Source organism: Sedimentitalea sp., assembly GCF_039973035.1.
In the GTDB taxonomy this organism is placed as follows: domain Bacteria; phylum Pseudomonadota; class Alphaproteobacteria; order Rhodobacterales; family Rhodobacteraceae; genus Sedimentitalea.
Map to the genome: position 1 here is coordinate 506,211 of NZ_JBDWLR010000042.1, position 23,601 is coordinate 529,811.

Below are 23,601 nucleotides of genomic sequence, written 5' to 3' on the forward strand. Positions count from 1 at the left end.
GCACTCATGCCCTTTACCATCGTCCTGCCCGAAGATACCCATTTCACGGTTGATGATACGCTTCAGATCGTTAATTTTATTGCCGAAGAGGCGGTGCTTGGCACCCGGTTCACATCCACGCAATTCACGGGCAGTGGGACATATCAAAGCGAAGTATCCACCTACACCGCCTATGGTAGCGGCTTTAGCTCCGCAGTCACTCCCGGCGGCTTGACCTATATTGCAACCGGAACGATCGACACTGTCGAATTCCAGACGGTCGTCGAGACGATGACAATCACGAATGTCGATCTTGATATGGTAACATTCGCAGCGTTGCGCCTTGCTGACCTCTCAGGCGCCGACCCGTTTGCCATTGAAAACTACATCATGGGCCGCGCATGGGACCTGACCCTAGGTGATCTGGATGATGTTTTCCCCGAAGGATCAACGATCGGTGATGGAGCTTTGCTCAATACCTTGGGCGATGACAATTTTCTGGGGGGGCGGGGAAACGACGATCTGTTCACCGGTGATGGCAATGACAAGCTGTCTGGCAACCAGGGCAATGACACGCTCAGCGGCGGCGCGGGCAAGGACAACATCAAGGGCGGAGACGGCGATGACATCCTGATCGGGGGAATCGGCCGCGACCGGCTCTTTGGGCAGAACGACAATGATCGGTTGGACAGCGGCAAAGGGGATGACGTCTTGCATGGCGGTGCGGGGGATGATGTTTTTGTGTTTGCCAACAAATACGGCAATGACGCCGTACGGGATTTCGATGCGACCAACGACAATGAACAAATCGATCTGACGGCCGTGACCCGGATCAAGACCTTCAATGACCTGATGAACAACCACATCAGCCAGGACGGCGCCAATGTCGTGATCGATGATACGGACAAGACCATCATCACGCTTGAAAACGTCAACCTGGCGGATCTTGACGCGGCCGATTTCCTATTCTGAGGACGACGCCTCGCCAATAGGCGCGAGCATCAGCGCTGCACTGACTCGTCGTATTGGACGTGGCCGGTTCCCGCTGATTGCGAAAATGGCTCTTTGCAAGCAATGGCTTGCCGGTTTTCGACCACTACATAGGTCGGGAACCGCCGAGCAAGGCTTGCCATGCGCGCGACTGCAACTTCTTGCCCATCCATAGCGGGCATTCCGGCAATCTCTGGCGTGCTTGGGGCGGACTTGGCGTTGTCGGGTGACAGCCGGTCGCTGCGGGTGTCTGTAGGGGCTGTCCACCACTCACGGACAGAACAAGAAACCCATACGACACATGAGGAGTAACAGACTATGAAACTCAAAGCACTTGCAGCCCTTGCCGTCAGCCTTCCCGCAATGGCCTTCGCGGCCACCGAAATCGACGCGAACGGCGATGGCATGCTGACACTGGACGAGGTTCAGGCGGTATATCCGGAGATCACGGTCGAAAGCTTCTCCGCGATGGATCTGAATTCCGATGGCGCATTAGATGATGCCGAGTCGGTGGCCGCACAGGACGCGGGCTTGATGCCCAAAACCCAAGGCTAAGGTACCTCGAAAATTGCAAACGCCCGGCCTGAAGTGCCGGGCGTTTTTTCTTTATGATGCAATTTATTACGCGGATAAGTGAATGTTAAATCGCTCCCGAATTTTCGCGTCTTTCAACGGATCAAAACGCGCCGTAGCGCTTTGGGACAGAATCTCGTCCTTGCGCGCCGTTGCCCGTTTCAGCAGATCCGGTTTGCCACGTTCATCCCATTCCTTTGGGGACGTACGGTCGCCAAGCGCAGGATAAACATGGTCTGTCTGCATCCGTCCGAGTGTCTCGTCGGTGCCGAGATAGTGGCCGGGGCCACCGATACAAACCGACCGGATCTGTTCCAGCGCCAGCGTGTCATCGTTTACTTCTATGCCGCGCACGCAACGCAGGGCCTGCCCGATGATATCATCCCCCAGGATCATTGATTCATGGCAGAAGCCGAGCAACGAGGCATGCATCCCCGCCGCCTCGTAGACCATGTTCAAACCTGACAACCCCGCCATCACATTGGAGCACATCTGCTCCCATCCCGCCTGCATATCAGGGAGCTTTGAGTCACTGATCCCGGCCGCAGCACCGCCGGGAACGCCATAGAACTGGTGCATCTGGGCGCAGCCAGCGGTCAGCAGTGCCTGCTCGCCAGACCCGCCCGTCATCGCGCCGCTGCGCAGATCAAGGCCAAAAGGCCAGGTTCCGAAAATGGCCGGATGTCCGGGTTTGACAGCATTGACGTAGACCAGCCCGGCCAGACATTCGGCGACCGCCTGCACGATGGCACCTGCGATGGTCGAGGGTGCGGTTGCGCCTGCCATGCCCGCCGACAGCAACAGAACCGGCATGCCGCCTTCAATACATCTTTCCATCGTCTCGCAGCTTTCGGTTGCGAATTTCATCGGTGGCACGACAAAGCAGTTGGAATTGCTGACAAATGGCCGTTCTCGCCACGTTTCCTCACCACCCGCAATCATGTGCAGCAATTCTAGCCCCGGAGCGACATGTGTCGGGTCACTGAAGGACATGCCGACATGTTTGGTGGTGCCGGAGCAACAAGCGTAGATCGAGTTCAGATCCATCTCGAGGTTGTCGACGATGTCACGGCAGACCATAGGGCGCTGGAGAAAATGGATGTTGCCGAGTTGATCCGCGATGCGCGCAGCATCATGCAAATCCTGCACGGTGCTTTCGCGATAGTTCCGCCCATCAACATCGACCATGTGAACCGCCGCGCCCGCCGTGCCGAAATGCACGCGCGAACCGGACAGGGTCAGGTCATGCGCAGGGCTGCGCCCCATCAGGGTCACCGACCGGTTTGCCTTATCAATGGTGTCTTCGACCAGCGCGCGGGGAAACCGGATTCGGCCGTCGTCACCGAGGATCGCACCGGCACCGGTCAGATACCGGACCCCGCTTTCGGGGGCATCGGCCAGACCGATCTGCTCCAGAGCATCAAGCGCTGTTTCGTGTATGCGCTGCATATCTGCGTCGCTAAGCGGTTTGTAGGTACCACCGGGCATTCCTGCACGGATCGGTCTGAGATGATCGGCAAGCGGAGCGTTGCGCGAGGCACGACGCGCGGCACGTCCGCCGCTGCGACAGGGAGCAGAAGAGGTAGAATTATCTTTCATGGGGACACTCATGTTGCGAGAGGAAGAGGGCGCTTCAGACGCCGTACGGTCTCCCGCGTGCCGCACGACCGCGATCCGCACCGATGGTGCGGGAGATCAGCCTGATTTTGCTCTCTTCAGCCTGCATCGCGTCTCCTCTTGGCTATCGAGTGTGACGCTGTCTGGCGACGAATCTGTCCTGTTTGCGACGCAGGTGACGCATTTTCCCGGGGCAGGGCGCAGATCCCGGTGAATTCGCAGAGGGTTTGCGGCGCAGATTACGCGGTCTGACTGGCCCGTGTTTCAGCGAATTCACAAAGGGTCGCGAGCGAAGTGGCAAAGGCGCGATCCTCGATGGTCATCGCCACGCGGACATGGCCCGCCGCCGCCGCGCCAAAGCTTTCACCCGGCATGACCGCAATGTGATGCGCATCCAGCAGGGCTTCGGCAAAGGCTTCTCCAGTCATTCCGGTAGCGCGAACATCAAGCATCAGATACATCGCCCCCTGCGCAGGAATCAGGCCAACAGAGTTTTGCCTGGCAAGAATATCCTGCGCGATAGCCCGTCGCCTGCGGAATGGCGTGGCCACTTCTCTTTCCAGTGCGTCGCCTTGTGTAAGCGCAAAAACGGATGCGTCCTGAATGTATCCCGGCACGCCATAAGTGGTGTGGATCGCAAGGGTGATGAGATGGTCAATGGCGCTTTCCGGGCCAACGATCCAGCCACAGCGCGATCCGGTCATGGCAAAGGATTTTGACATGGATCCGACAACCAGCGTCCGGTCAGCCATATCTGGCAGGGCGCGCGGGGACAGGTGGCTGCCTTCCCAAACCTGCGTGTCATAAACCTCGTCCGAAATCAGCCACATGTCGTGGCGTTGGCAGACCTCTGCAATCCGGCTGAGCGTGTCCTCGCCATAGATTACGCCGGTCGGGTTGTTGGGCGAGTTAATGAGCAGCGACGCCGCCCCGACAGCAGCGGCATCAATATCCTCGGCGCGGGGTTGAAACGCGTTTTCGGCACGTGCAGCAACGGGACGCGGCACGGCCCCGACGCCGCGAATGGTGCCGGGGTAGGTGGCGTAATACGGGTCAATATACAGCGCCACATCACCATCGTCACAAACCGCCGTATGGCTGGCGAACAGCGCCGCTTGCCCACCCGGCGTGATCATCACGTTGGCGGCGGTGGTCGCGACCCCGGTCTGTGCCTGTATCCGTGCGGCAACCGTTTCGCGCAGCTCGTCCGTACCAGGAACCGCAGCATAGCCGGTATGCCCGCCAAGGGCGGCCTTGTGCATGGCCTCAAGAATGCTGGGATGGGTCGGGATGTCATGCTCGCCAATCGTCAGTTCCGTCACCGATGTGCCATTGGCGATCATCGCCCGTGCCCGATTGAACAGATCCCAGCCGTCGGATCCGCCGCCAGTGATGTTTGTGATACGTTGGGACAGGTGCATGTCGATCTCCGTCGCTGAATTTGCGCGAGAGGGTCAGAGTCGCCCGGTTTTGTCAATGCGATGCGTGTGCTCGCGCGATTGCCATTGCGATAAAGGAGCTTGGCCAAGGCATGGCTCCTGTGCTAAGGTCATCGCATGAACCGCATCTGCACCATTATTTGCTGCATTCCCTGCTGATCTTTCAAGCGGGCCGGTTTCTGTCATTTTCTTCTACTGACCAAGTTGCTAAGCCCGCGCTGCCTGCGTGAGGATTTTGCCATGACGATCAAGCTGCACAACACCAAGACCCGTAAGAAAGAGGTGTTTGCCCCCATCGACCCCGACAACGTGCGGATGTATGTCTGCGGACCCACGGTTTATGACCGGGCGCATCTGGGCAACGCGCGCCCGGTTGTGGTGTTCGACGTGCTGTACCGTCTCTTGCGGTACACCTATGGCGCGGATCACGTGACCTATGTGCGCAACTTCACCGACGTGGATGACAAGATCAACGCCCGTGCCGCCGAAAGTGGCCGGTCGATTGGCGAGATCACGGCGGAAACCACGCAGTGGTTTCTGGATGACATGGCGGCACTTGGCGCGCTTGAACCCAACCACATGCCGCGCGCAACGCAGTTCATTCCGCAGATGGTGACGATGATCGAAGACTTGATCGCCAAGGGACATGCTTATGAGGCTGAGGGCCATGTGCTGTTTGCCGTGGACAGCTGGCGCGAACACTATGGCAATCTGTCGGGCCGTTCGGTTGACGACATGATCGCCGGCGCGCGAGTCGAAGTCGCACCCTACAAGAAAAACCCGATGGATTTCGTGCTTTGGAAGCCGTCGTCGCCGGATTTGCCCGGTTGGGAATCGCCGTGGGGCCGGGGCCGTCCTGGCTGGCACATTGAATGCTCCGCCATGGCATACGAATTGCTGGGCGAGAGTTTTGATATCCACGGCGGCGGCAACGACCTGATGTTCCCGCACCATGAAAACGAGATCGCCCAAAGTTGCTGCGCCCACCCAGAAGGCGAATTCGCTAAGGTCTGGATGCACAACGAGATGTTGCAGGTCGAAGGCAAGAAGATGTCCAAATCGCTGGGCAACTTCTTTACCGTGCGGGATTTGATTGATGGGAACTGGAGCGGGGGGTGGAAAGTACCCGGAGAGGTAATCCGCTTTGTTTTTCTCGGCACTCACTACCGAAAGCCGATGGATTGGACTGAAACTACCGCTAAGAGCGCGATGGAAGAACTAGCGCGTTGGTATAGGTTTCCCGACTTCATGAAGGGCAATAGCAGTGAACCCGTGAAAGATATTTCGGCTGCTTTGAGCGACGACCTGAACACTCCCGAAGTGCTCAAAATTCTTCGAGATTTAGCGAAGCTGCACGCGTACGAGGAACTGTCTGCTTCGTTGCGATTCTTGGGATTCACAGGAAAATGGTTCTTCGATCTGATCCCATCAGAGGAGGTGTCACGCCGTATTCAATCATTGGTTTCCGAATTGGACAGATTCCGTGAAGAAAAGAACTATGCTGCAGCAGATGAATTGCGAGCTCAGCTGACGGCGGCAGGTGTGCAAGTACGTAGTTCAAAAGGTATCTCGGAGTTTTCGGTAACATCTGATTTTGCGCCCTCCAAATTGGAGGAACTACAATGAATTCCTTTCCATCCCAGACTAAGGCTAGCGCCCGTCCTTGGGTGGGTGCAAAGCGCTCTCCCGGGGGGAGGGACGGGCGCTGGCCGGGCCGCTGGCCCGTCCGGGTCGTTTGTCGCGAGCGAGTCTTATGACCAAAGAACGCCTCTATCTCTACGACACTACCCTGCGCGATGGGCAGCAGACCCAGGGTGTGCAATTCTCGACGGCCGAAAAGGTGCAAATCGCCAAAGCACTGGACGATCTGGGCGTGGACTACATCGAGGGCGGCTGGCCCGGTGCCAATCCCACAGACAGCGCATTCTTTGACGAGGCTCCGAAAACGCGGGCAAGGCTGGCAGCTTTTGGCATGACGAAACGCGCGGGGCGGTCGGCGGAGAACGACGATGTTCTTGCCGCTGTGATGAATGCAGAAACCGATACAGTTTGCCTCGTAGGCAAATCGCATGACTATCACGTTACAACCGCGCTCGGGATCACGCTTGAAGAAAATCTTGCCAACATCGCCGCGTCGATTGCGCATATCGTCGGGCAGGGGCGTGAGGCGCTTTATGATGCCGAGCATTTCTTTGACGGCTACAAGGACAACCCGGACTATGCACTGGCCTGCTGCCTCGCGGCACTGGAGGCTGGTGCGCGTTGGATCGTGCTGTGTGATACCAATGGCGGCGCCCTGCCATCCGAAGTCGGACGGATCGTCACCGAGGTGATCGCCGCAGGGATACCCGGCGACCGGCTGGGCATTCACACCCATAATGATACCGAAAACGCCGTCGCCTGTTCGCTGGCCGCGATCGAGGCCGGCGCGCGGCAGGTTCAGGGGACGTTGAACGGTCTGGGCGAACGTTGTGGCAATGCCAACCTGACCTCTCTGATCCCGACATTACTGCTCAAGGAACCCTATGCCAGCAAGTTCGAAACCGGCGTAAGCCACGAGGCGCTGGCCGGGCTGACCCGGACGAGTCGAATGCTCGACGATATCCTGAACCGGGTGCCGATGCGGCAATCGCCTTATGTCGGGGCCAGCGCCTTTGCCCATAAGGCGGGTCTGCACGCCAGTGCGATCCTGAAGGACCCTGGAACATATGAACATGTCGTACCGGAGCTCGTGGGCAATCAGCGGATCGTGCCGATGTCCAATCAGGCAGGGCAATCGAACCTGCGCAAGCGGCTGGCCGAAGCCGGGCTGACGGTTGAAAAGGGCGATCCAGCGCTTGGTTTGATCCTTGAGCGGATCAAACAGCGCGAGGATCAGGGCTATTCTTACGACACCGCGCAGGCGAGTTTTGAATTGTTGGCGCGTGAAGCGCTTGGGAGGCTGCCGGAGTTCTTTGAGGTCAAGCGCTACAAGGTCACGGTCGAGCGGCGCAAGAACAAGTACAACAACATGATCAGCCTGTCCGAGGCCGTTGTGGTGGTGAAGGTTGATGGGCAGAAGCTGCTGTCGGTGAGTGAATCGCTGGACGAGGATGGCAGCGACCGGGGGCCGGTGAACGCGCTGAGCAAGGCGCTGGCCAAGGATTTGGGCCAGTATTCGTGGGTGCTTGAGGATATGCGGTTGGTCGATTTCAAGGTCCGCATTACGCAAGGCGGCACCGAAGCTGTTACCCGCGTGATCATTGACAGCGAAGATGGCAAGGGCCGGCGCTGGTCGACGGTGGGTGTCAGCCCGAACATCGTCGACGCCAGTTTCGAGGCTCTGCTGGATGCCATCCGCTGGAAGCTGGTGCGGGATTGCGGGGCTGGCGCGTGACCGAAGAAGAGATTCTGGCGCGGATCTATACGGGGCTGGATCGCGAGGGACCGGGCGAGCCGGCTGATGTGGCTTGGGTGATCGATCAGCTTGGCGTGCCAAAGCCGAGTTCGGTCTGTGACGCAGGCTGTGGTTCAGGCGCGGATACGGTGACGTTGGCAAGCATGTTGCCAGAAGCGCAGATCACGACGATCGAACAATTGCCGCATCTGGCGAAAGAGGCGCAGGCACGCTGTAATGCGCTACCCAATGTCAACGTCCTGCAGAGTGACATGGCGCAGCTCGACGGGTCCTATGACCTGATCTGGTGCGCAGGCGCGCTCTATTTTCTCGGAGTGACTGAAGGGTTACGCGGCTGGCGCACGGCCTTAACGCCGGGTGGGGCCGTGGCGTTTTCCGAACCGGTATTGTTGGCCCCTGCGGATGAAACTGTTGCGGCATTCTGGGAGGAATATCCGGCGATTACGGATTTGGACGGGATCAATGCTCGCGTAGAAACGGCCGGTTACGATGTGGTGGATCATCGGCTGATCATCGGCGCACCTTGGCAGCGGTACTACACGCCGTTGGCGGCGCATGTCGCTGCGTTGCACGCCGAACACGACCCGGATTTGCGCGAGGCCGTTGCCGCAACCGAACGAGAGATTGCACTGTGGCAATCGGCGCAGGACCGGATTGCTTATGCGTTGATCCTGGTGCGGCCACGGTGACTGCGCCCGACAAATTTTCCGACGATCTCATGGCGTGTGGCGCGCTGGTGCAGCGGGGAGATCCGGATCGCTTCATGGCTGCGATGGCGGCACCGGTCGCGTCGCGGCGGGTGTTGTTTCCGCTATATGCAATGAATGTCGAGGTCGCCCGCGCGCCCTGGGTGACGCAAGAGGCAATGATTGCCGAGATGCGCCTGCAATGGTGGCGCGATGCGCTGGCCGAAATTGCAGCTGGCGGGGTGGTGCGCCGCCATGAAGTGGTGACGCCGCTGTCCGAGGCTCTGTCGCCGGAGCTTGCCGCACTGGCGGATGAGATGATCGCAGTGCGCCGTTGGGACATCTACCGCGATCCGTTCGAAGACAACGACCATTTCGAGCGGTATATCGACCAGACTTCTGGCACGCTCATGTGGCTGACTGCGCGGACTCTGGGCGATGCGGACGAAGGTGTTGTCCGCGATTTTGCCTTTGCGTCAGGGCTTGCGAATTGGTTCCGCGCTATCCCTGAACTTGAGGCAAACCGGCGTGTGCCGCTGCTGGATGGGACTGCCGATGGAGTGCGCGCATTGGCGAAACAAGGGCTGGCACGGCTGACCAATGCGCGCAAGCGGCGATCCGAGATCAGCAAGGAGGCCGGTGGAGCATTGCTCGCCGGGTGGCAGGCAGAAAGTATCCTGATACAGGCCGCTGCACATCCGGAACACGTGGCCTACGGCACGCTGGGGACCAGCGAAGCGCGTAAGCGGTTAGGCCTTATGTTGCGGTCAGCGACCGGGCGTTGGTAGGCGTCAGACCTTCTGTTCCTTGGGTTGCAGAACCAGCCACAGCAAAGCCCCGCCTGCGAGACACAAGAGTGGGACCATTGCCATGTTGACGGCTGTCCAGCCTTCAACGGCGCTGCCCCCGGAGCAGTTCATCAACCCGCCCGATGCCAATGACGCGACGGTGACACCGCCAAAGACCAACAAATCGTTCAGGCCCTGCATCCGGCCCCGTTCCTGTGGTTCATGTGCACCTGCTAGCATTGTGGTCGCACCGATGAATCCAAAGTTCCAACCAAGGCCCAACAGGACCAGCGCGACAAAGAAGTTCTCAAGCTCCACGCCGCTCAGCGCAACGGCCCCCGCACTGGCAAGGATCAAAAGCCCGAGCGCGACGATCCGTTCCACTCCGAAACGGGCGATCAGGTGGCCGGTAAAGAAGGACGGCGCAAACATTGCAAGGACGTGAAACGACACCACGTCGGCGGCGTCGCCTTCGGTGAAGCCGCAACCGACCACCGCCAAAGGGGTCGAGGTCATCACAAGGTTCATCAAGGCATAGGATACCATGGCGCAAATCACAGCCACCGCGATGCGCGGAGTGGTGATCAATTCCCACCGGCTGCGGCCGCGCGGTGTGTCGGCACTGGGTGCGGCGGGTTTCGGGATGTCGATCAGGAAGAACAGGAATGCGCCGATCACGTTCACCGCAATGACAGCGACATAGGTGCCAAGAAATGGGATCACAAAGGCCTGGCTGGTGGCTTTGACCAATTGCGGGCCGATCACAGCCGACACCAGACCGCCCGCCATGACATAGGAAATCGCCTTGGGCCGGAAAGCGTCAGAGGCCGTGTCGGCGGCGGCAAAGCGGTAAAAGCCCTGTGCGCTCATGTATAGCCCGGTGATGAAGCTCCCTATAAGGAAGATAGGGAACGAGCCCAAATAAAGACCATAGGCCCCGACAGCCCCGCCAACCGCACCGCCGAACGCACCAAGAAAGAACCCCGCGCGGCGTCCAAATTTCTGCATGATGGCCGATACCGGGGTCGCCGACAGCATGGAACCAAGGACGATTAGCGAGATTGGCAGCGTGGCAAGGCAGACGTTTGAGGCAAGCGACTGACCCGCCAGCCCGCCGATGGTAAAGATCATCGGCATCTGCGCGCCCAGAAAAGCCTGCGCGGCCACCAGCACCCAGACGTTGCGGCGGGCGCGCTTATCGTCGAATTGGTCAGTCATTCTGTCCGGTTAGCGCCCAAACCCGGCAGGCACAAGCGGCTTGCACATGCGAGTGGTGGGGATACTGTCAGAGCCATGGATGCACCACCAAAACATCGCCGAAATCTGCTGCTTCTGGCCGGATCAGGAGAGGCGCGGGATCTCGCGGCGGAGCTTATGGATCGTCCGGATTGGAAGGTGACGGGATCATACCTTTTCCCACCGCGCAGCTTTGGCCCGCTGCCGGTGCCGACGCGGTACGGGCGGTTTGGTGGCGAGGATGGCATGGCCCGTTACATGATGGCAGAGCAGATTGATGCGGTAATCGACGCCACCCATCCGTTTGCCCACCAGATCAGCGCAAGTGCTGCGCGGGTCTGTGCGCGACTGGCGATACCCCTTGTCCAGATGTTGCGCCCGCCTTGGGCCCCGGAACAGGGTGATCGCTGGACCGAAGTGGCCGATGAACGCGCGGTCGCATCCCATCTGCGACCAGGGCAGCGGGTCTTTACGACAACCGGGCGCGCAACATTGGAGCATCTGGTCACGCAGTGCAACGCCCGTTTCTTTGTGCGGCAACTGGAGGAGCGCACTCCGCCTGCAAACCTGAAGAACGTCTGCTATGTGACTGGGGCAGGGCCGTTTTCCGTCGCAGAAGAAATTGAAACGCTGAGCGAACTGGAGATAGATGTGCTGGTCGTCAAGAACAGTGGTGGTGATCCAAGCAAGACCAAACTGATCGCGGCCCGATCGCTTGGGTTGCCGGTGATCCTGATCGCCCGGCCGCCGCAACCCGATGTATTGCGGGCGGTCACGGTTCAGGAGGCCTTGAGCTGGGTGGATGGATTGTGAGCGTTGGTCGGATCATCGTCGGCGATGACTGTGTCAGGGAAGGCGCCGTTTGGCTGGCGGAATGTGATGAGCGTTTGGCGGCGGCTCTGGACGAAACCGGGCCATTGCCACTGCGATTGCGACCGGACGGATTTGCGCAATTGTTGAGTGCCATTGTCAGCCAGCAAGTCAGCGTTGCGTCGGCGAGCGCGATCTGGGCCCGAATGGAGGAAGCAGGATTGGCCGATCCGGCAGGGATACACGCTGCGGATGATGACGCTCTGCGTGCGGTCGGGTTGAGCCGACAAAAGATGCGATATGCGCGGGCATTGGCAGAGGCTGATATCGACTATGCCGCCTTGCGAACGGTCCCTTCGCAAGAGGTGATTACAGCATTGACGCAAGTATCGGGTATTGGGGCATGGACGGCGGAAATCTATGCGATGTTCAGTCTCGGTCGCGCCGATGTCTTTGCTCCGGGCGACCTTGCCCTGCAGGAAGCGGCCCGCATTCTCTATGATCTGCCGGACCGCCCAAAGGACCGCGCTCTGCGTGAGATGGCAGAGGCGTGGTCACCTTGGCGCTCGGTCGCGGCGCGCATTCTGTGGGCGTATTACCGGGTCGCGACCAGTAAAAAGGGCATATCCGATTGACGTTATTCGGTTATTGGTGACCAGGCTTCGCCGGGGTCGTACAGGGTCATATCAGCTGCGATATCAAGCGTTTCGCGCCCAAGATCGGCCTCAAGAATGATCCCATTTTCCGACACCATAAAGCTGTGGATTCCAGTTTCGCCATAGGCGGACGGAACTGCAAGCAGGGCATGCCCGGCCAGCATGTGGCCGTTGACGACATACTCCATCGCGCCGCCCGGTGCCGCATCGGTCTGACCGGTCAGGATACGGAAATAGTAGCCCTGATAGGGGTCGGGGTCGAAATCGATCTCACCATCGCTGAAACCGTCAGCGGCGGCCCGCGCCATATCCGCGCCGATCGGGCTGTCGGGGCCGGGCCAGAACAGCCCGTCACGCGCGTCGGCATCCGAGATGATGCGGCGGGCAAATTCCATGACCCCATCGCCGTTTTGATCCACCAACCGGAACGCGGCCTGAACGTCGCCATAGGCATCCATCAGGTCGATGATCTCCAATTCATTGCCGCCAATTTCACGGTTCTGAACTTCGGCGCGACCGGCCTCTGCATCAAAGGCCCAGCCCGCTTCGGTCCGGGCAAGAGGGACAGGGAACGGCCAGCTATCGGTGCCCAGGGCAATGACGATCTCTCCATCATCCTGCGGCTCCATGCGATAGCCTTCGCGGTACATCTGCAGGATTTCCTGCCGGTTTCGCTGATCCTCGGCGGCGTTTCCGGTCGAAATCAGGTCCTCGTTTTCGGGGCCGAAAACCGTCAGCACCGCGTCACGGTCCTGCGCAGACGCGGCATCAATCAACGCCATAAAGGCATCATGCGGCGTGGCGTAGTTCGCAGGGTCCGCGAAGACGGGCGTAACAGAAGCCATGACTGCGGCAAGGCTCGGAAAAAGAAATCGTTTCATGGTCTTATCTCCGCCCTCTATGGCCGCCACCGCCGCCCCGATGCGAGGCCGCACGGGCCTTGTGTGATGGGGCGCGTTTCTGCATGGCTGATGATTTGCGCGGTGCCTTGCTGGTGATCTTGTGGCCACCGCCCGCTGGCTTTTTGGCCGCCGGTTTCTTGACTGCCGGTTTCTTGGCTGCGGGACGGTTGACCGGCGATTTGCCAGCGCCGGGTCGGGTCTTGGCAATGGCGTCATGTTTGACATTTGCAGGCCGCGCCGATGGTCGATTGAGCTCTGGCAGTTTGCCGGCAGCGCCCGGACGGCTGATATCGGCAGCACCGGATTTCTGCGCGAGATTGGCGCGCATGGCATCGCCGCGGCTGTTGCCTTTGTTGATCGGCAGGGTGGTTGCGCCGCCGGGGCCTTTGCGGTCGGCGATCTTGTCCTTTGCGTCCTGCCTGCGCTTGTCGTCCGGTTTCCACTCTCGGTCGCCAAGATCGACGTTGTTGCCGATGTTCACATTGCCATCGACATCGATATCAATATCGGGGTTGCGGATGATCGGATTTCCACCCCACCCGCCGCAGTTACGGCAGCCCCAATAATCGTTCCAAGGGTCATCATTGTCGAAGATCGAATCCATCACCGCATAGGTGCCAAAGGCGATGGCGCCGGCCATCAACGCGTCGCCCACCGCATCGTCATTGTCGGCATACACGACTTGTGTGTCATATTGCGGGACATAGACGACTTCGGGATCGGTCGGCTGGATGATGACCTCGTCCTCGTCATTGACCTCGACGGTCTGCGCCGCACCGCTGATCAAGGCGCCTGAGTCGATGGCTTGCTGCCGCATCGTCTGAATGCCGGTCATGACATCGTCGCTTTGGGCCAGCATCGCGTCGCCCATGGCTTCGGTCCATTCCACATGTTCGGCCATGTCCGAAATCACATCCGGAAACGCAGTGGCGAGCACTCCGACGCTGGGATCATACCCCTCGGCATCAATGGCGCTTTCCAGTGTTGCGCTGTCAGAGCCGGCGTTGTTGGTAAGAAGATTGTCGGCCTTGATGACTTCGAGCGGATAGGTCGATGCGACAAGGATCTGCATCAGGAGCGTATCCGGATATAAGGCGACCGGCGCGACCAGCGTTTCGATCTCTGCCTGCGTCAACAGCGCATCAGTTGCAGTCGCCTCCGAAGCATCGTCGCTCTGAGCCTGCGCCATTGGCACTCCGGTCAGAAGCATTCCGATTGTCAGGTAGTGCGTCAGTCGTTTCACGGCCATCCCCCCGTCTTCGTTCGCGAATACCGTCGCGCACCTCAGGCGCACAATCCAGACCTTAAATTCAATCTGGAGTATTTTTTGCACAATTTGTCCCCGTGCTGGTGGCTGCCTGACCGCGGTCCGATGGCGGATCGTCAATTGCCTTGTCACTCATGAACCCGCATGCCAGAAACATGCAAATGCAGGTCTTGTATACGCCTTTGCGCTGCAGCTTGCGGAAAACTGGATAGAGGGTTTCATGACGCGCGTATTGACTGCTGGCCGGAAAGAGCCGCTTTCGGGCACCACACGATCGGTTGTTGTGTTCCTGCATGGTTACGGGGCCAATGGGGCCGATTTGCTGGGGCTGGCCGATCCTTTGGGGGAACATCTGCCTGATACGCTGTTTGTTGCGCCGGATGCGCCGGAAACGATTGAGGGTATGCCAAACGCCTATCAATGGTTTCCAATCCCGTGGATCGACGGATCAAGCGAAGAGGAAGCGATGCGTGGCATGACGGCGGCGGTCGATGATCTGAATGCCTTTCTTGATGCTCTGATGGTGGACGAAGACGTTCTGCCCGAACAGGTGGTTCTGTTCGGCTTTTCCCAAGGCACCATGATGGCGCTGTATGTCGGGCCGCGCCGAGAGGATGCTGTCGCGGGGATCGTCGGGTTTTCGGGCCGTCTGTTGTCGCCTGAAACGCTTGCGGATGATGTGGTTGTGCGCCCGCCGATCCTGCTGGTGCATGGCGATCAGGATGATGTCGTGCCGCCTCAATCTTTGCCCGAGGCAGCCGAGGCCCTGCAAGAGGCCGGTTGGCAGGATGTCTATGCCCATGTGATGAAGGGCACCGCCCACGGCATCGCGCCCGACGGGCTGAGCGTGGCGCTGGCCTTCATGCGTGACAAACTGAGCCTTTAGAGGAGGAACCGCCATGCTGATCGTTACTGGCATCATCGAAGTCAATCCTGACCGCATCAGTTCTGCACAGGTTGCAGCCGTCAAGATGATGGAAGAAACTCGAAAGGAAACGGGGTGCTACGTTTACGAGTTTTCGCAGCAGATCGAAGCACCGCACCGGTTTCGCGTCTATGAGGAATGGTCGGATGATGCGGCTTTGGAGGCGCATTCCAACGCGCCGCATATGATGGCGTTTCGCGAGGCTCTCGGCGAAATCGGCGTGATTTCACGGGACGTGGTAAAGTTTCAGGCGGGCGAAAAGAAATCGCTCTAACGGGTGATCACTCCCACAACCAAGGCTCCGCGAATTCGACTGAATTGCCTGCCGGGTCGCGCACATAGAGCGAATGGGCGCCGTTGGGCCAGTCGAACTCTGTGTCCACCTCAATTCCGGCTGCAATCAAACGGGCGCGCATCGCGTCGATCTGGTCGCGCGGCATGGCGAAGCACACGTGTCCCGGCCCGCGTGCGCCGTGCGGGGGGACGGGCAGACGTGGATTTTGCGTGGGTTGCTCGGTTGCATCCGGGTTGAACACAAGCAGCACGGCCTTGCCGATGCGGAAAAACACATGCCGGCCTGGAACCGTCTGGAAAGCTTCAAGCCCCAGTAGCCCTTGGTAAAAGCCGGTGGCCGCATCCAGATCGTCCACATAGAGCGCGGTTTCAAGGATCGCGCCGGGTGTAGGGGCAGGGGGCAGGTTGGTCATAGGCACATCCTATCAGGCCCTTGGCCCACTGTCAGTGTCCGCGTCGCCCCACGTGCCGCTGGCCAGACCGTCGAGCGTCCATTGCCCGATGCGTGTACGGATCAGGCGGAGTGTCGGATGACCGACCGCCGCAGTCATACGCCGAACCTGTCTGTTGCGGCCTTCGGAAATGGCAAGTTCGATCCAGCAATCGGGCACCGATTTACGGACCCGGATCGGCGGCGTGCGTGGCCAAAGTCCGGCGGGTTCCTCAATGCGGCGCGCCTTTGCCGGGCGGGTCGGTCCGTCTTTTAGCGTGACGCCTGCGCAAAGGGCCGCGATCGCATCGTCATCTGGATTGCCCTCGACCTGCGCCCAATAGGTTTTCTCCATCTTGTGACGAGGATCGGAGATACGTGCCTGCAACCGCCCATCGTCAGTCAGCAGCATCAAACCTTCGCTGTCGCGATCCAGTCGCCCGGCAGGGTAGACACCGGGCAGGTCGATAAAGTCAGACAGAGTGCGGCGCGGGCTGCCTTGCGTGCCAGAATCGGAGAATTGCGACAGCACGTCAAAGGGTTTGTTAAAGCGTATAAGGCGGGTCATTTTGCCGTCCTACCGTGCAGGCTCATGCCGGTGCAACATGGTGCGAAGACGCAATGTGGATAACTGTCACACCAGAGTTACCTTGCACTTGCAGCATATGATCAGACGAACGGCGACATATTGTGTAAAAACAGGACTTGTCAGGTGCCAACCACGATATATAGTCAAGCCAAAGCTGGGGCGGGTTCCCCGCTCTGGTGTCAGGAAATGGGCAAGCAGGGCGAGGACGGAGTCACCCATGAACGCTGAATTCAGGACGGATTTTGTAAGAGAACCTGGTGCGTTGCGCCAGAACCCGGCATTGGTCCTGAATGCCGATTATCGCCCTTTGTCGTATTACCCTCTCAGCTTGTGGAGCTGGCAGGACGCGATCAAGGCGGCCTGGCTGGATCGGGTTGATATCGTTGCTGAATATGACGAGGTGGTGCGCAGTCCAAGCACCAGTCTCAGGATACCTTCGGTGGTGGTGCTGAAGGACTATGTAAAACCTCAAAAGCGCGTGGCCTTCACGCGCTTTAATTTATTCCTGCGGGATGAATTTCGTTGCCAGTACTGCGGCGGCAAGGGTGATCTGACGTTTGACCATGTGGTGCCACGTGCGAGCGGGGGCGTGACGAGTTGGCAAAATGTCGTCGCGGCCTGTTCCCCCTGCAATCTGAAAAAAGGCTCCAAGGCGCTGCATCGGACTGGCATGTCGCTACGCAAACCTCCGCGCCAGCCCGGCGCCGAAGAGCTGCGCAACATGGGTCGCAAGTTTCCACCAAATCACCTGCACGACAGTTGGATGGATTTTCTCTATTGGGATGCGGAACTCGAAGCCTGACCGCCGCGCTCGCCAAAGAGTTTAAGCTTGCGCGGCAGCAGGCCCGTGTAAAGTGACGCTTGCGATCAGGCGTGCATCGCAAGGTCGGGTTTGGAGCAGGATTAAGATGCGGCGCGGTGCACCATGCCAAAGAGGTCGCGTGGATCGTCCGGATCGGCCAGCAGATCAAGCGGATGATAGAGACCGGTTGCAGGCAGCTGGTCACGGACATAGCGCAGAGCCGAGAAATCTTCGATCGCAAAGCCAACACTGTCAAACAGCGTGATCTGGCGATCTGAGGTGCGGCCCTTGGCCGTACCCGAGATGACCTGCCACAATTCGGTGACCGGGTGTTCCGGATCAAGCTGCTGTATTTCACCTTCGATGCGGGTCTGCGGCGGGAATTCGACAAAGATGTCCGAACGGTGCAGGATCGCCGGGGCCAGTTCGGTCTTGCCCGGACAGTCGCCGCCGATGGCGTTAATATGCACGCCTGCGCCGACCATGTTGTCCGTCAGGATCGTCGCATATTGTTTATCTGCGGTGCAGGTGGTCAGGATCTGTGCGCCTTCGATGGCCTCCTCTGGCGACGAACATTTCACCACATCGATATCATGACCGGCCAGATTGGCGGCGCATTTGGCGGTGGCGGCGGCGTCGGTGTCATAGAGGCGCACGGATTTCAGCCCGCAGATCGTCTTCATCGCCAGCGTCTGAAACTCAGATTGCGCGCCGTTTCCGATCATAGCCATTGTGTCCGCACCCTTGGGGGCAAGGTGCTTGGCGACCATTGCGCTGGTCGCGGCGGTGCGCATCGCTGTCAGAATGGTCATTTCGGTCAGGAGCACCGGATAGCCAGATGCCACGTCCGCCAACAGGCCGAATGCGGTGACGGTTTGCAGCCCCTCGGCGGTGTTCTTGGGGTGGCCGTTGACGTATTTGAAGCCATAAACCTCGCCATCCGATGTGGGCATGAGTTCGATCACGCCTTCTGCAGAGTGGCTGGCGACGCGGGGGGTCTTGTCAAACAGTTCCCAGCGTTTGAAATCGGATTCGATATAGTCGGCCAGCCCGCGCAGCATCGGTTCGATGCCAATGTGGTTGATCAGCTGCATCATGTGATCGACGGAAACGAAGGGCACGAGGGCCTTGTCGGACGGTTGTGTCATGGTTCTCTCTTTCAGCGGCGGGCCAGATGCACGCCCGCGATCATGCAGCGGGCCGAGCCTCCGGCAGTTTCAATGGTGGGCAGGTCCAGCGGCAACAGGTCGGCGCTGCGGGAAATTATGTTGATCTGGTCGTCATGCAATGAGGCCAGCGCACGGGCAGACAGAACCAGCAGCGGGCCATCACGACCCGTCAGTTCGATGGCGTTGCCCGCGAAATTAGCGATCTGATCAGAGCTGAGATCGATCACCTCGCGTCCGGGTTCTGCAAGACGGGACGCCACGGTCGAACGGCGCGCTTCATTTGGTATCAGACCCAGCCCGACAAGCGCATAGGCGGTGCCGATCCCCATCAGAACATTGGTGTGATAAACTGGCGCTCCGGCGGCATCGACCGCATCAAAGACTATGGGCTCAAAACCGAAATGGGTGCAGAACCGCTCGAGCAGGACCGGATCCGCACGCTTGCTGCGGGCGACGTAGGCAACACGTTCGGCATGATCCAGAACCATGGCGCCGGTGCCTTCCAGCGCCAGATCATCAGCCTCCAGACCGGAATAATCGATCACGTCCTGCACGCGATAGTCCTGCTTGAGCATGTCGATCACATCCCAGCGGCGTTCGCGGCGGCGGTTTGCCGCAAACATCGGATAAACGGCGACATGGCCACCTGCATGCGTCGAGAACCAGTTGTTGGGAAACACTGAATCAGGCGTTTCGTTGCTGGTATCGTCAAAGACATGCACCGTCACACCGGCATTGCGCAGCCGGGCAACGGCGGCATCAAACTCGTCGCGCGCCAAGGCGGCGACCTCGGCATCCGTCAGAGGCAGGACGCTTTGAAACGCATTGTCGACGCGGGTTTCCGGATTAGACCGGAATGCATGCGGGCGCACCATGATCACCGAAGAGGGGGCTTGCAGGGTCATTTCAGGTTTTCTCAGGTTGGGCGATCAAAGACGCGACGGCCAAGCGCGGACGCGGCGAGATCAACCATCACCGTCGCAGTGCGGCCATGATCGTCGAGAAACGGGTTCAGCTCGACGAGATCCAGTGAGGTCATCAGGTCGCTGTCACAGATCATTTCCATGACCAGATGGGCCTCGCGCATGGTGGCGCCGCCGGGAACCGTGGTGCCGACTGCGGGCGCGATCATCGGGTCGAGGAAATCGACATCAAGGCTGACATGGAGAAGCCCGTTTGCTGCGGCGACCTGATCAAGGAACGCGGCCAACGGTGCGGCGATACCGGTCTCGTCAATCGAGCGCATGTCGTGGCGCAGAATGGCCGTTTGCTGAAGTGCCTGTTTCTCGGCGGCATCGACAGACCGCAGCCCGACGATACAGATGTTTTCCTGCGGCACGGGGTTGGTGACGGCCGGAAATCCACCAAATCCTGAACGCCCGGTGACATATCCCAACGGGGTGCCGTGAAGATTGCCGGAACTTGTGGTTTCGGGCGTGTGATAGTCACTATGCGCATCCAGCCAGAGCACGAAGAGTGGTCGGCCCTGCGTCGCCGCGTGGTTGGCGACGCCAGCGACGCTGCCCAGAGACAGGGAATGATCACCGCCCATGAAAATCGGCAGACCACGTGCCATAGCGTCTTCGGCAACGCGGATCAGACGATTGGTCCAGCCGATGGTTTCGTTCGGACGCACCAGCTTACCTTCGCCGGTATCCGGTGCATGTGTTGCGGGGGTGAGGTTACCCATGTCCCGAACCTTGTGGCCCAGATCAGAGAGCGCCTCGGTCAGGCCGGCGGTTCGATAGGCATCCGGCCCCATCAGGCATCCACGCCGACCCTTGCCGCTGTCCACAGGTGCGCCGATCAGAATACAGGTTTTAGGTGTCATAGAAGCCTCGCAAGATTGGGTTGCCTGCTTGTATGTTCCGGAATGGTGTTGTCAGAAGCCAAAAAATTGACCAATAAGAATGTAAATTAGCTAAAATGGAGGTCGATTTGGACAAAACGGACGAACGCCTGATTGCGGCGCTGCGTGACAATGCACGCGCATCTCTTTCGGACCTTGCGCTAACCTTGAACCTTTCGCGCACAACCGTGCGGTCTCGGATCGAGCGCCTTCAGCAAAGCGGTCAGATTCTCGGGTTTACGGTGGTGATGAAAGAGGACACGCTGCGCGATCCGGTGCGCGGATTGATGATGATCGGGATCGAAGGGCGCGGAACCGAGCGGGTCATTCGCCAACTGCGCGGACTGGCCGCTGTGCGGGCTGTGCATTCGACCAATGGACGGTGGGATGTGATTGTGGAACTGGGCACCGAGACATTGGAACAACTGGATCTGGCGTTGGGCACGATCCGGCGGTTTGACGGGGTAAGTACAAGTGAGACAAGCCTGCTCTTAGCGACGCGCAAGGCGACCTGACGCACTGACCGCGAATGATGTAAACGCCGACGTTTTCCCACTTGTGAGCAAGCGGACAGTCGGCGACACACATGTCATAGCAACAAGATGGAGAGCGTTATGGGTTTGTGGAGTTTCGTGAAGGACTCGGGCAAGAGCCTGTTCGGTGGCGATGATGCGCCGGATGCCGAGGTACTGAAACAGGAAGTGGCCGATCTGGGTCTGGATACATCCGGGCTGGATATCTCGGTCGAAGGTGACTCGGTAAAGGTGGCCGGTGCGGGCGTTGATCAGGAAACCCGTGAAAAGATCGTTCTGGCCGTTGGCAACGTCAGCGGTGTTGCCAGTGTTCAGGATGATGGCGACGGGGCCGGAACCGTCTTTCACACGGTTGAGCGCGGCGACACCTTGTCTGCGATTGCCAAAAAGACACTTGGAAATGCGAACCGCTACACCGAGATCTTTGAGGCAAACAAACCGATGCTGAGCCATCCCGACAAGATCTATCCGGGGCAGGTTCTGCGCATCCCGAAAGACGCGGCGGCCTGATCCGACTTACCACTGAAAATGATGCGCCCTGCCATGCGGGGCGCGTCATTCATCTTTCAATGCGGAATGCCTGATGCACTAGTCCCTGGGCAGGTTGATCGGGCGATAGAACCGCCAGCGGCGCATGCGCTCATGCACCGAGTCGTCGATTGTATCGTCCTTTGCGATGATACGCGGCTCGGACAGGGGCAGGTACCAGAGCCAGCCGGGACGTTTGTGCCATTGTCGCCGGATGGTGGTCTTGGGAAAGACCTCAAGCGGCGCCCAGGCCAGCGACATCGAGTCATGGAGTGGTGCCAACGCGTCGGGTTTTGCAAAACGCTGCCCATCCGGAGTGGTGCGGGTTTGATCGCGGCCTTCCAAAAATCCCGTTCGATAGCTGGATTTGACCTTTACGCCATGCATTGGTTTCATGCGGCGCTCGCCAGGTTTTGGCGGATCAAGTGCTGAGTCTTCCTTCCAAGCGAGATGGTCCATGCGCCGCAATTCTTCGAGCATCCAGAGAAGGGTGATCTTGCCGATACCGCTGAAGTTCTCGCGTGGTGATCCGCCAATGTCGGAATGGTAGCCGGGGAACCAGCGCTGATGAACGAATTGCGTTCGCTTCTGATTAGGCTGGCGGAACCGATTGCCGTAATAGTCTGTCTTTTGCCAACGCAGCTGGCGAAACATGCTGCGGCGCTCATCAACGGCCATTGCATGCAGGACGATGCGCACGGATGCGTTGCGCTCGACGCTGGCATGAGTGCTCAGTTCCATTGGACTGCGATATTTGAAGAGCGACGACATGGGCCGGTTCAGGCGCACCATCGAGGCCACGGTATCAAACAGCCCAAGGCACTGGATCGGAACACGGCCATTGGGCCGCAGAACACTCTCATACTGTCGTAGTGCTTTGAAAACCACGGCATTGGGTTCGTTCCGGTCATGCTCTGTCACGATCCGGTAGGCGCGGAACGCCTCGGTGATCATGTGCAGGCGCGACGGATCGACCAGCCCAAAGTTGTGGATGAACCCGGCCAGAATACGCGCGGCATAGGCACCACGGGAAAACCCGAAGATATAAATCTGATCATCCTCGGCCTCTGGTACAGAGGGGTTCTTGCGTGGCGATTTTTGACCGAGTTTGCGCGCCGTATCCCGCAGGGTTGCGCGGTCGGCGTTAAAGGCCTTTCGCTTGTCAGACGCGCTTTGGTAGGTGCCGCAGAGAAAGCGATAGGCGTCGAGCACATCGTCCTCAAGCCCCATGCCAAAGGCCAGCCCTGCCAGCGCTTTGGTCTTGCGCACAAGGGTCGATCCTAAGAGGCGCGGGCCGTCCATCGTACCGACACCGGGGACATAATGCACAATTTGCCGGTCTGATTGAGCGAGGCCTTTATAGAGCTTGAGAATATTGCTTTCGTTGTCTCCGACCCGGTTCCCGGTGCCGTCGATGCAGATGATTATTTTGCGTGTTTGCATGCCGGGCCTTGTGCAATGACTGAATCAATGCACGCAGAATGCCAGTCACAGGCGGCTTGGCAAGTCCGGGATACCGGACCCTTGTGTCAGTCCAGCACGCCGATCTTGCGGCCCCAGTCGCCATAGGTCCCGGTGCGGCGGGCGGTCAGGTCGTCTTCGGTGATGGCGTCTGGGTCTACCGGATAGGCGGTCACGCCGGTGCCTTCGAGAATGCGGTTCATGAAATTGAAGAGAGCGCAGGTTTGTATCGCGTCAAACAGCGCCCGTTCGCTCCAGCCGGCATCATAGACCGCCCGGGCGTCGGCCTCGGTCATCGTCGCGGGCGCCGTGGTCAGTTTTGCGACATAGGCCAATATGGGTCTCATCTCGGGGTCGACCGGTGCTGTGGCAGGATCATCCAGCAGCGCGTCGATTGTTTCAGGTGACACGCCAAAGGCCCGCGCCATGATGACATGCGCTCCGAAGCAAAAGGCGCAGGCGTTCAGACCGGAGACATAGGCGGCAATCAGTTCCCGCTGTGCGACGCTGAGCGGACTGTCCGAGCGGAGCAGGGCATCATGATATTCTAGCAGGGGTTTTATGGTGTCTGGAAACGCCTGAAACACCTCGGACAGACCCGCATTTTCGGGCAGAGAGGGAAATAGCTTTTTCACGTCGTGTCCTTTCTTTGTTTGCTGGGCGATCCAGCAGGCGCGTTTG

At 59.2% G+C, this 23,601-nt stretch carries 25 protein-coding genes; 13 read left to right on the forward strand and 12 right to left on the reverse strand.

Annotation, left to right across the window (positions count from 1 at the left end; translation table 11 throughout):
• Nucleotides 1-6 precede the first annotated feature (6 nt).
• Together ABJO75_RS11150 and ABJO75_RS11155 are read left to right on the forward strand one after the other, a co-directional pair.
• Entirely contained in the window at nucleotides 7-951 is a 945-nt protein-coding gene (locus ABJO75_RS11150) for a calcium-binding protein (protein ID WP_348130314.1), read from the forward strand.
• Between the two features lie 336 nt (nucleotides 952-1,287).
• Complete coding sequence (locus tag ABJO75_RS11155; RefSeq protein ID WP_348130316.1) at nucleotides 1,288-1,524, forward strand: hypothetical protein; 237 nt, start codon at nucleotides 1,288-1,290, stop codon at nucleotides 1,522-1,524.
• A gap of 66 nt (nucleotides 1,525-1,590) precedes the next feature.
• Here the strand turns inward: ABJO75_RS11155 and ABJO75_RS11160 are convergent, their stop codons facing one another.
• Nucleotides 1,591-3,141 carry a trimethylamine methyltransferase family protein gene (locus tag ABJO75_RS11160; RefSeq protein WP_348130319.1) on the reverse strand — a complete coding sequence of 517 codons (1,551 nt, stop codon included), beginning with the start codon at nucleotides 3,139-3,141 and terminating at the stop codon, nucleotides 1,591-1,593.
• Nucleotides 3,142-3,398: 257 nt separating this feature from the next.
• The gene (locus tag ABJO75_RS11165) at nucleotides 3,399-4,580 is read right to left on the reverse strand and encodes a pyridoxal phosphate-dependent aminotransferase (RefSeq protein WP_348130322.1); all 1,182 of its coding nucleotides are present in this window, start codon (nucleotides 4,578-4,580) and stop codon (nucleotides 3,399-3,401) included.
• Nucleotides 4,581-4,838: 258 nt separating this feature from the next.
• Here ABJO75_RS11165 and cysS point away from each other — a divergent pair, with 258 nt between their 5' ends.
• The 4 genes from cysS (at nucleotide 4,839) to ABJO75_RS11185 (ending at nucleotide 9,469) form a co-directional block, all read left to right on the forward strand.
• The gene (cysS, locus tag ABJO75_RS11170) at nucleotides 4,839-6,224 is read left to right on the forward strand and encodes a cysteine--tRNA ligase (RefSeq protein WP_348130324.1); all 1,386 of its coding nucleotides are present in this window, start codon (nucleotides 4,839-4,841) and stop codon (nucleotides 6,222-6,224) included.
• A 127-nt stretch (nucleotides 6,225-6,351) separates the two neighbouring features.
• Nucleotides 6,352-7,974: a citramalate synthase gene (gene cimA, locus ABJO75_RS11175; protein ID WP_348130327.1), complete on the forward strand. Its 1,623-nt coding sequence runs from the start codon at nucleotides 6,352-6,354 to the stop codon at nucleotides 7,972-7,974.
• The gene (locus tag ABJO75_RS11180) at nucleotides 7,971-8,684 is read left to right on the forward strand and encodes a class I SAM-dependent methyltransferase (protein ID WP_348130330.1); all 714 of its coding nucleotides are present in this window, start codon (nucleotides 7,971-7,973) and stop codon (nucleotides 8,682-8,684) included. The genes cimA and ABJO75_RS11180 overlap by 4 nt, the downstream gene beginning before the upstream one ends.
• Nucleotides 8,685-8,713: 29 nt before the next feature.
• Nucleotides 8,714-9,469, forward strand: a complete 756-nt coding sequence (locus ABJO75_RS11185) for a squalene/phytoene synthase family protein (RefSeq protein WP_348130486.1) — start codon at nucleotides 8,714-8,716, stop codon at nucleotides 9,467-9,469.
• A gap of 3 nt (nucleotides 9,470-9,472) precedes the next feature.
• On the opposite strand, the gene ABJO75_RS11190 is transcribed toward ABJO75_RS11185, so the two are convergent.
• Complete coding sequence (locus ABJO75_RS11190; protein WP_348130333.1) at nucleotides 9,473-10,687, reverse strand: MFS transporter; 1,215 nt, start codon at nucleotides 10,685-10,687, stop codon at nucleotides 9,473-9,475.
• Between the two features lie 75 nt (nucleotides 10,688-10,762).
• Here ABJO75_RS11190 and ABJO75_RS11195 point away from each other — a divergent pair, with 75 nt between their 5' ends.
• On the forward strand, nucleotides 10,763-11,518 hold the full coding sequence (locus ABJO75_RS11195; RefSeq protein ID WP_348130336.1) for a cobalt-precorrin-6A reductase: 756 nt from the start codon (nucleotides 10,763-10,765) through the stop codon (nucleotides 11,516-11,518).
• On the forward strand, nucleotides 11,515-12,150 hold the full coding sequence (locus ABJO75_RS11200) for a DNA-3-methyladenine glycosylase 2 family protein (protein WP_348130339.1): 636 nt from the start codon (nucleotides 11,515-11,517) through the stop codon (nucleotides 12,148-12,150). The genes ABJO75_RS11195 and ABJO75_RS11200 overlap by 4 nt, the downstream gene beginning before the upstream one ends.
• A gap of 2 nt (nucleotides 12,151-12,152) precedes the next feature.
• Here the strand turns inward: ABJO75_RS11200 and ABJO75_RS11205 are convergent, their stop codons facing one another.
• Both ABJO75_RS11205 and ABJO75_RS11210 read right to left on the reverse strand, forming a co-directional pair.
• Nucleotides 12,153-13,052: a DUF2950 family protein gene (locus ABJO75_RS11205; protein ID WP_348130342.1), complete on the reverse strand. Its 900-nt coding sequence runs from the start codon at nucleotides 13,050-13,052 to the stop codon at nucleotides 12,153-12,155.
• A 4-nt stretch (nucleotides 13,053-13,056) separates the two neighbouring features.
• Entirely contained in the window at nucleotides 13,057-14,316 is a 1,260-nt protein-coding gene (locus tag ABJO75_RS11210) for a DUF3300 domain-containing protein (RefSeq protein WP_348130344.1), read from the reverse strand.
• A gap of 244 nt (nucleotides 14,317-14,560) precedes the next feature.
• On the opposite strand from ABJO75_RS11210, the gene ABJO75_RS11215 reads away from it, so the two are divergent.
• On the forward strand, nucleotides 14,561-15,226 hold the full coding sequence (locus tag ABJO75_RS11215; protein ID WP_348130347.1) for an alpha/beta fold hydrolase: 666 nt from the start codon (nucleotides 14,561-14,563) through the stop codon (nucleotides 15,224-15,226).
• A gap of 13 nt (nucleotides 15,227-15,239) precedes the next feature.
• Nucleotides 15,240-15,539, forward strand: coding sequence for a putative quinol monooxygenase (locus ABJO75_RS11220; RefSeq protein WP_348130350.1), 300 nt, complete (start codon nucleotides 15,240-15,242; stop codon nucleotides 15,537-15,539).
• 7 nt (nucleotides 15,540-15,546) lie between these two features.
• Here the strand turns inward: ABJO75_RS11220 and ABJO75_RS11225 are convergent, their stop codons facing one another.
• Nucleotides 15,547-15,972, reverse strand: a complete 426-nt coding sequence (locus ABJO75_RS11225) for a VOC family protein (RefSeq protein WP_348130353.1) — start codon at nucleotides 15,970-15,972, stop codon at nucleotides 15,547-15,549.
• Between the two features lie 12 nt (nucleotides 15,973-15,984).
• Nucleotides 15,985-16,557, reverse strand: coding sequence for a pseudouridine synthase (locus ABJO75_RS11230; RefSeq protein WP_348130356.1), 573 nt, complete (start codon nucleotides 16,555-16,557; stop codon nucleotides 15,985-15,987).
• A gap of 238 nt (nucleotides 16,558-16,795) precedes the next feature.
• On the opposite strand from ABJO75_RS11230, the gene ABJO75_RS11235 reads away from it, so the two are divergent.
• Complete coding sequence (locus ABJO75_RS11235; protein WP_348130359.1) at nucleotides 16,796-17,380, forward strand: HNH endonuclease; 585 nt, start codon at nucleotides 16,796-16,798, stop codon at nucleotides 17,378-17,380.
• Nucleotides 17,381-17,481: 101 nt separating this feature from the next.
• On the opposite strand, the gene ABJO75_RS11240 is transcribed toward ABJO75_RS11235, so the two are convergent.
• From ABJO75_RS11240 to rocF, 3 genes are read right to left on the reverse strand one after another with little or no spacing between them, the layout of a single operon-like run.
• Nucleotides 17,482-18,528, reverse strand: coding sequence for an ornithine cyclodeaminase (locus ABJO75_RS11240; RefSeq protein WP_348130362.1), 1,047 nt, complete (start codon nucleotides 18,526-18,528; stop codon nucleotides 17,482-17,484).
• A gap of 11 nt (nucleotides 18,529-18,539) precedes the next feature.
• Nucleotides 18,540-19,454 (reverse strand): arginine deiminase-related protein, encoded by a 915-nt coding sequence (locus ABJO75_RS11245; protein WP_348130365.1) that lies wholly within the window; start codon nucleotides 19,452-19,454, stop codon nucleotides 18,540-18,542.
• Between the two features lie 11 nt (nucleotides 19,455-19,465).
• Nucleotides 19,466-20,380, reverse strand: a complete 915-nt coding sequence (gene rocF / locus ABJO75_RS11250) for an arginase (RefSeq protein ID WP_348130368.1) — start codon at nucleotides 20,378-20,380, stop codon at nucleotides 19,466-19,468.
• A 107-nt stretch (nucleotides 20,381-20,487) separates the two neighbouring features.
• Here rocF and ABJO75_RS11255 point away from each other — a divergent pair, with 107 nt between their 5' ends.
• Nucleotides 20,488-20,913 (forward strand): Lrp/AsnC family transcriptional regulator, encoded by a 426-nt coding sequence (locus tag ABJO75_RS11255; RefSeq protein ID WP_348130371.1) that lies wholly within the window; start codon nucleotides 20,488-20,490, stop codon nucleotides 20,911-20,913.
• A gap of 99 nt (nucleotides 20,914-21,012) precedes the next feature.
• On the forward strand, nucleotides 21,013-21,441 hold the full coding sequence (gene lysM / locus ABJO75_RS11260) for a peptidoglycan-binding protein LysM (RefSeq protein WP_348130374.1): 429 nt from the start codon (nucleotides 21,013-21,015) through the stop codon (nucleotides 21,439-21,441).
• A gap of 78 nt (nucleotides 21,442-21,519) precedes the next feature.
• Here lysM and ABJO75_RS11265 read toward each other — a convergent pair whose 3' ends face one another.
• Both ABJO75_RS11265 and ABJO75_RS11270 read right to left on the reverse strand, forming a co-directional pair.
• A complete protein-coding gene (locus tag ABJO75_RS11265) occupies nucleotides 21,520-22,902 on the reverse strand; it encodes a DUF2235 domain-containing protein (protein WP_348130377.1) in 1,383 nt (460 codons plus the stop codon).
• 86 nt (nucleotides 22,903-22,988) lie between these two features.
• Entirely contained in the window at nucleotides 22,989-23,555 is a 567-nt protein-coding gene (locus tag ABJO75_RS11270; protein ID WP_348130380.1) for a peroxidase-related enzyme, read from the reverse strand.
• Nucleotides 23,556-23,601 lie beyond the last annotated feature (46 nt).

Bases quoted from the DNA above. Each gene is read 5' to 3' on its own strand.
- ABJO75_RS11150 (WP_348130314.1), top strand. From the start codon at position 7: ATGCCCTTTACCATCGTCCTGCCCGAAGATACCCATTTCACGGTTGAT.
- ABJO75_RS11155 (WP_348130316.1), top strand. From the start codon at position 1,288: ATGAAACTCAAAGCACTTGCAGCCCTTGCCGTCAGCCTTCCCGCAATG.
- ABJO75_RS11160 (WP_348130319.1), bottom strand. From the start codon at position 3,141: ATGAAAGATAATTCTACCTCTTCTGCTCCCTGTCGCAGCGGCGGACGT.
- ABJO75_RS11165 (WP_348130322.1), bottom strand. From the start codon at position 4,580: ATGCACCTGTCCCAACGTATCACAAACATCACTGGCGGCGGATCCGAC.
- cysS (WP_348130324.1), top strand. From the start codon at position 4,839: ATGACGATCAAGCTGCACAACACCAAGACCCGTAAGAAAGAGGTGTTT.
- cimA (WP_348130327.1), top strand. From the start codon at position 6,352: ATGACCAAAGAACGCCTCTATCTCTACGACACTACCCTGCGCGATGGG.
- ABJO75_RS11185 (WP_348130486.1), top strand. From the start codon at position 8,714: ATGGCGTGTGGCGCGCTGGTGCAGCGGGGAGATCCGGATCGCTTCATG.
- ABJO75_RS11190 (WP_348130333.1), bottom strand. From the start codon at position 10,687: ATGACTGACCAATTCGACGATAAGCGCGCCCGCCGCAACGTCTGGGTG.
- ABJO75_RS11195 (WP_348130336.1), top strand. From the start codon at position 10,763: ATGGATGCACCACCAAAACATCGCCGAAATCTGCTGCTTCTGGCCGGA.
- ABJO75_RS11205 (WP_348130342.1), bottom strand. From the start codon at position 13,052: ATGAAACGATTTCTTTTTCCGAGCCTTGCCGCAGTCATGGCTTCTGTT.
- ABJO75_RS11215 (WP_348130347.1), top strand. From the start codon at position 14,561: ATGACGCGCGTATTGACTGCTGGCCGGAAAGAGCCGCTTTCGGGCACC.
- ABJO75_RS11220 (WP_348130350.1), top strand. From the start codon at position 15,240: ATGCTGATCGTTACTGGCATCATCGAAGTCAATCCTGACCGCATCAGT.
- ABJO75_RS11225 (WP_348130353.1), bottom strand. From the start codon at position 15,972: ATGACCAACCTGCCCCCTGCCCCTACACCCGGCGCGATCCTTGAAACC.
- ABJO75_RS11230 (WP_348130356.1), bottom strand. From the start codon at position 16,557: ATGACCCGCCTTATACGCTTTAACAAACCCTTTGACGTGCTGTCGCAA.
- ABJO75_RS11235 (WP_348130359.1), top strand. From the start codon at position 16,796: ATGAACGCTGAATTCAGGACGGATTTTGTAAGAGAACCTGGTGCGTTG.
- ABJO75_RS11240 (WP_348130362.1), bottom strand. From the start codon at position 18,528: ATGACACAACCGTCCGACAAGGCCCTCGTGCCCTTCGTTTCCGTCGAT.
- ABJO75_RS11245 (WP_348130365.1), bottom strand. From the start codon at position 19,454: ATGACCCTGCAAGCCCCCTCTTCGGTGATCATGGTGCGCCCGCATGCA.
- rocF (WP_348130368.1), bottom strand. From the start codon at position 20,380: ATGACACCTAAAACCTGTATTCTGATCGGCGCACCTGTGGACAGCGGC.
- lysM (WP_348130374.1), top strand. From the start codon at position 21,013: ATGGGTTTGTGGAGTTTCGTGAAGGACTCGGGCAAGAGCCTGTTCGGT.
- ABJO75_RS11265 (WP_348130377.1), bottom strand. From the start codon at position 22,902: ATGCAAACACGCAAAATAATCATCTGCATCGACGGCACCGGGAACCGG.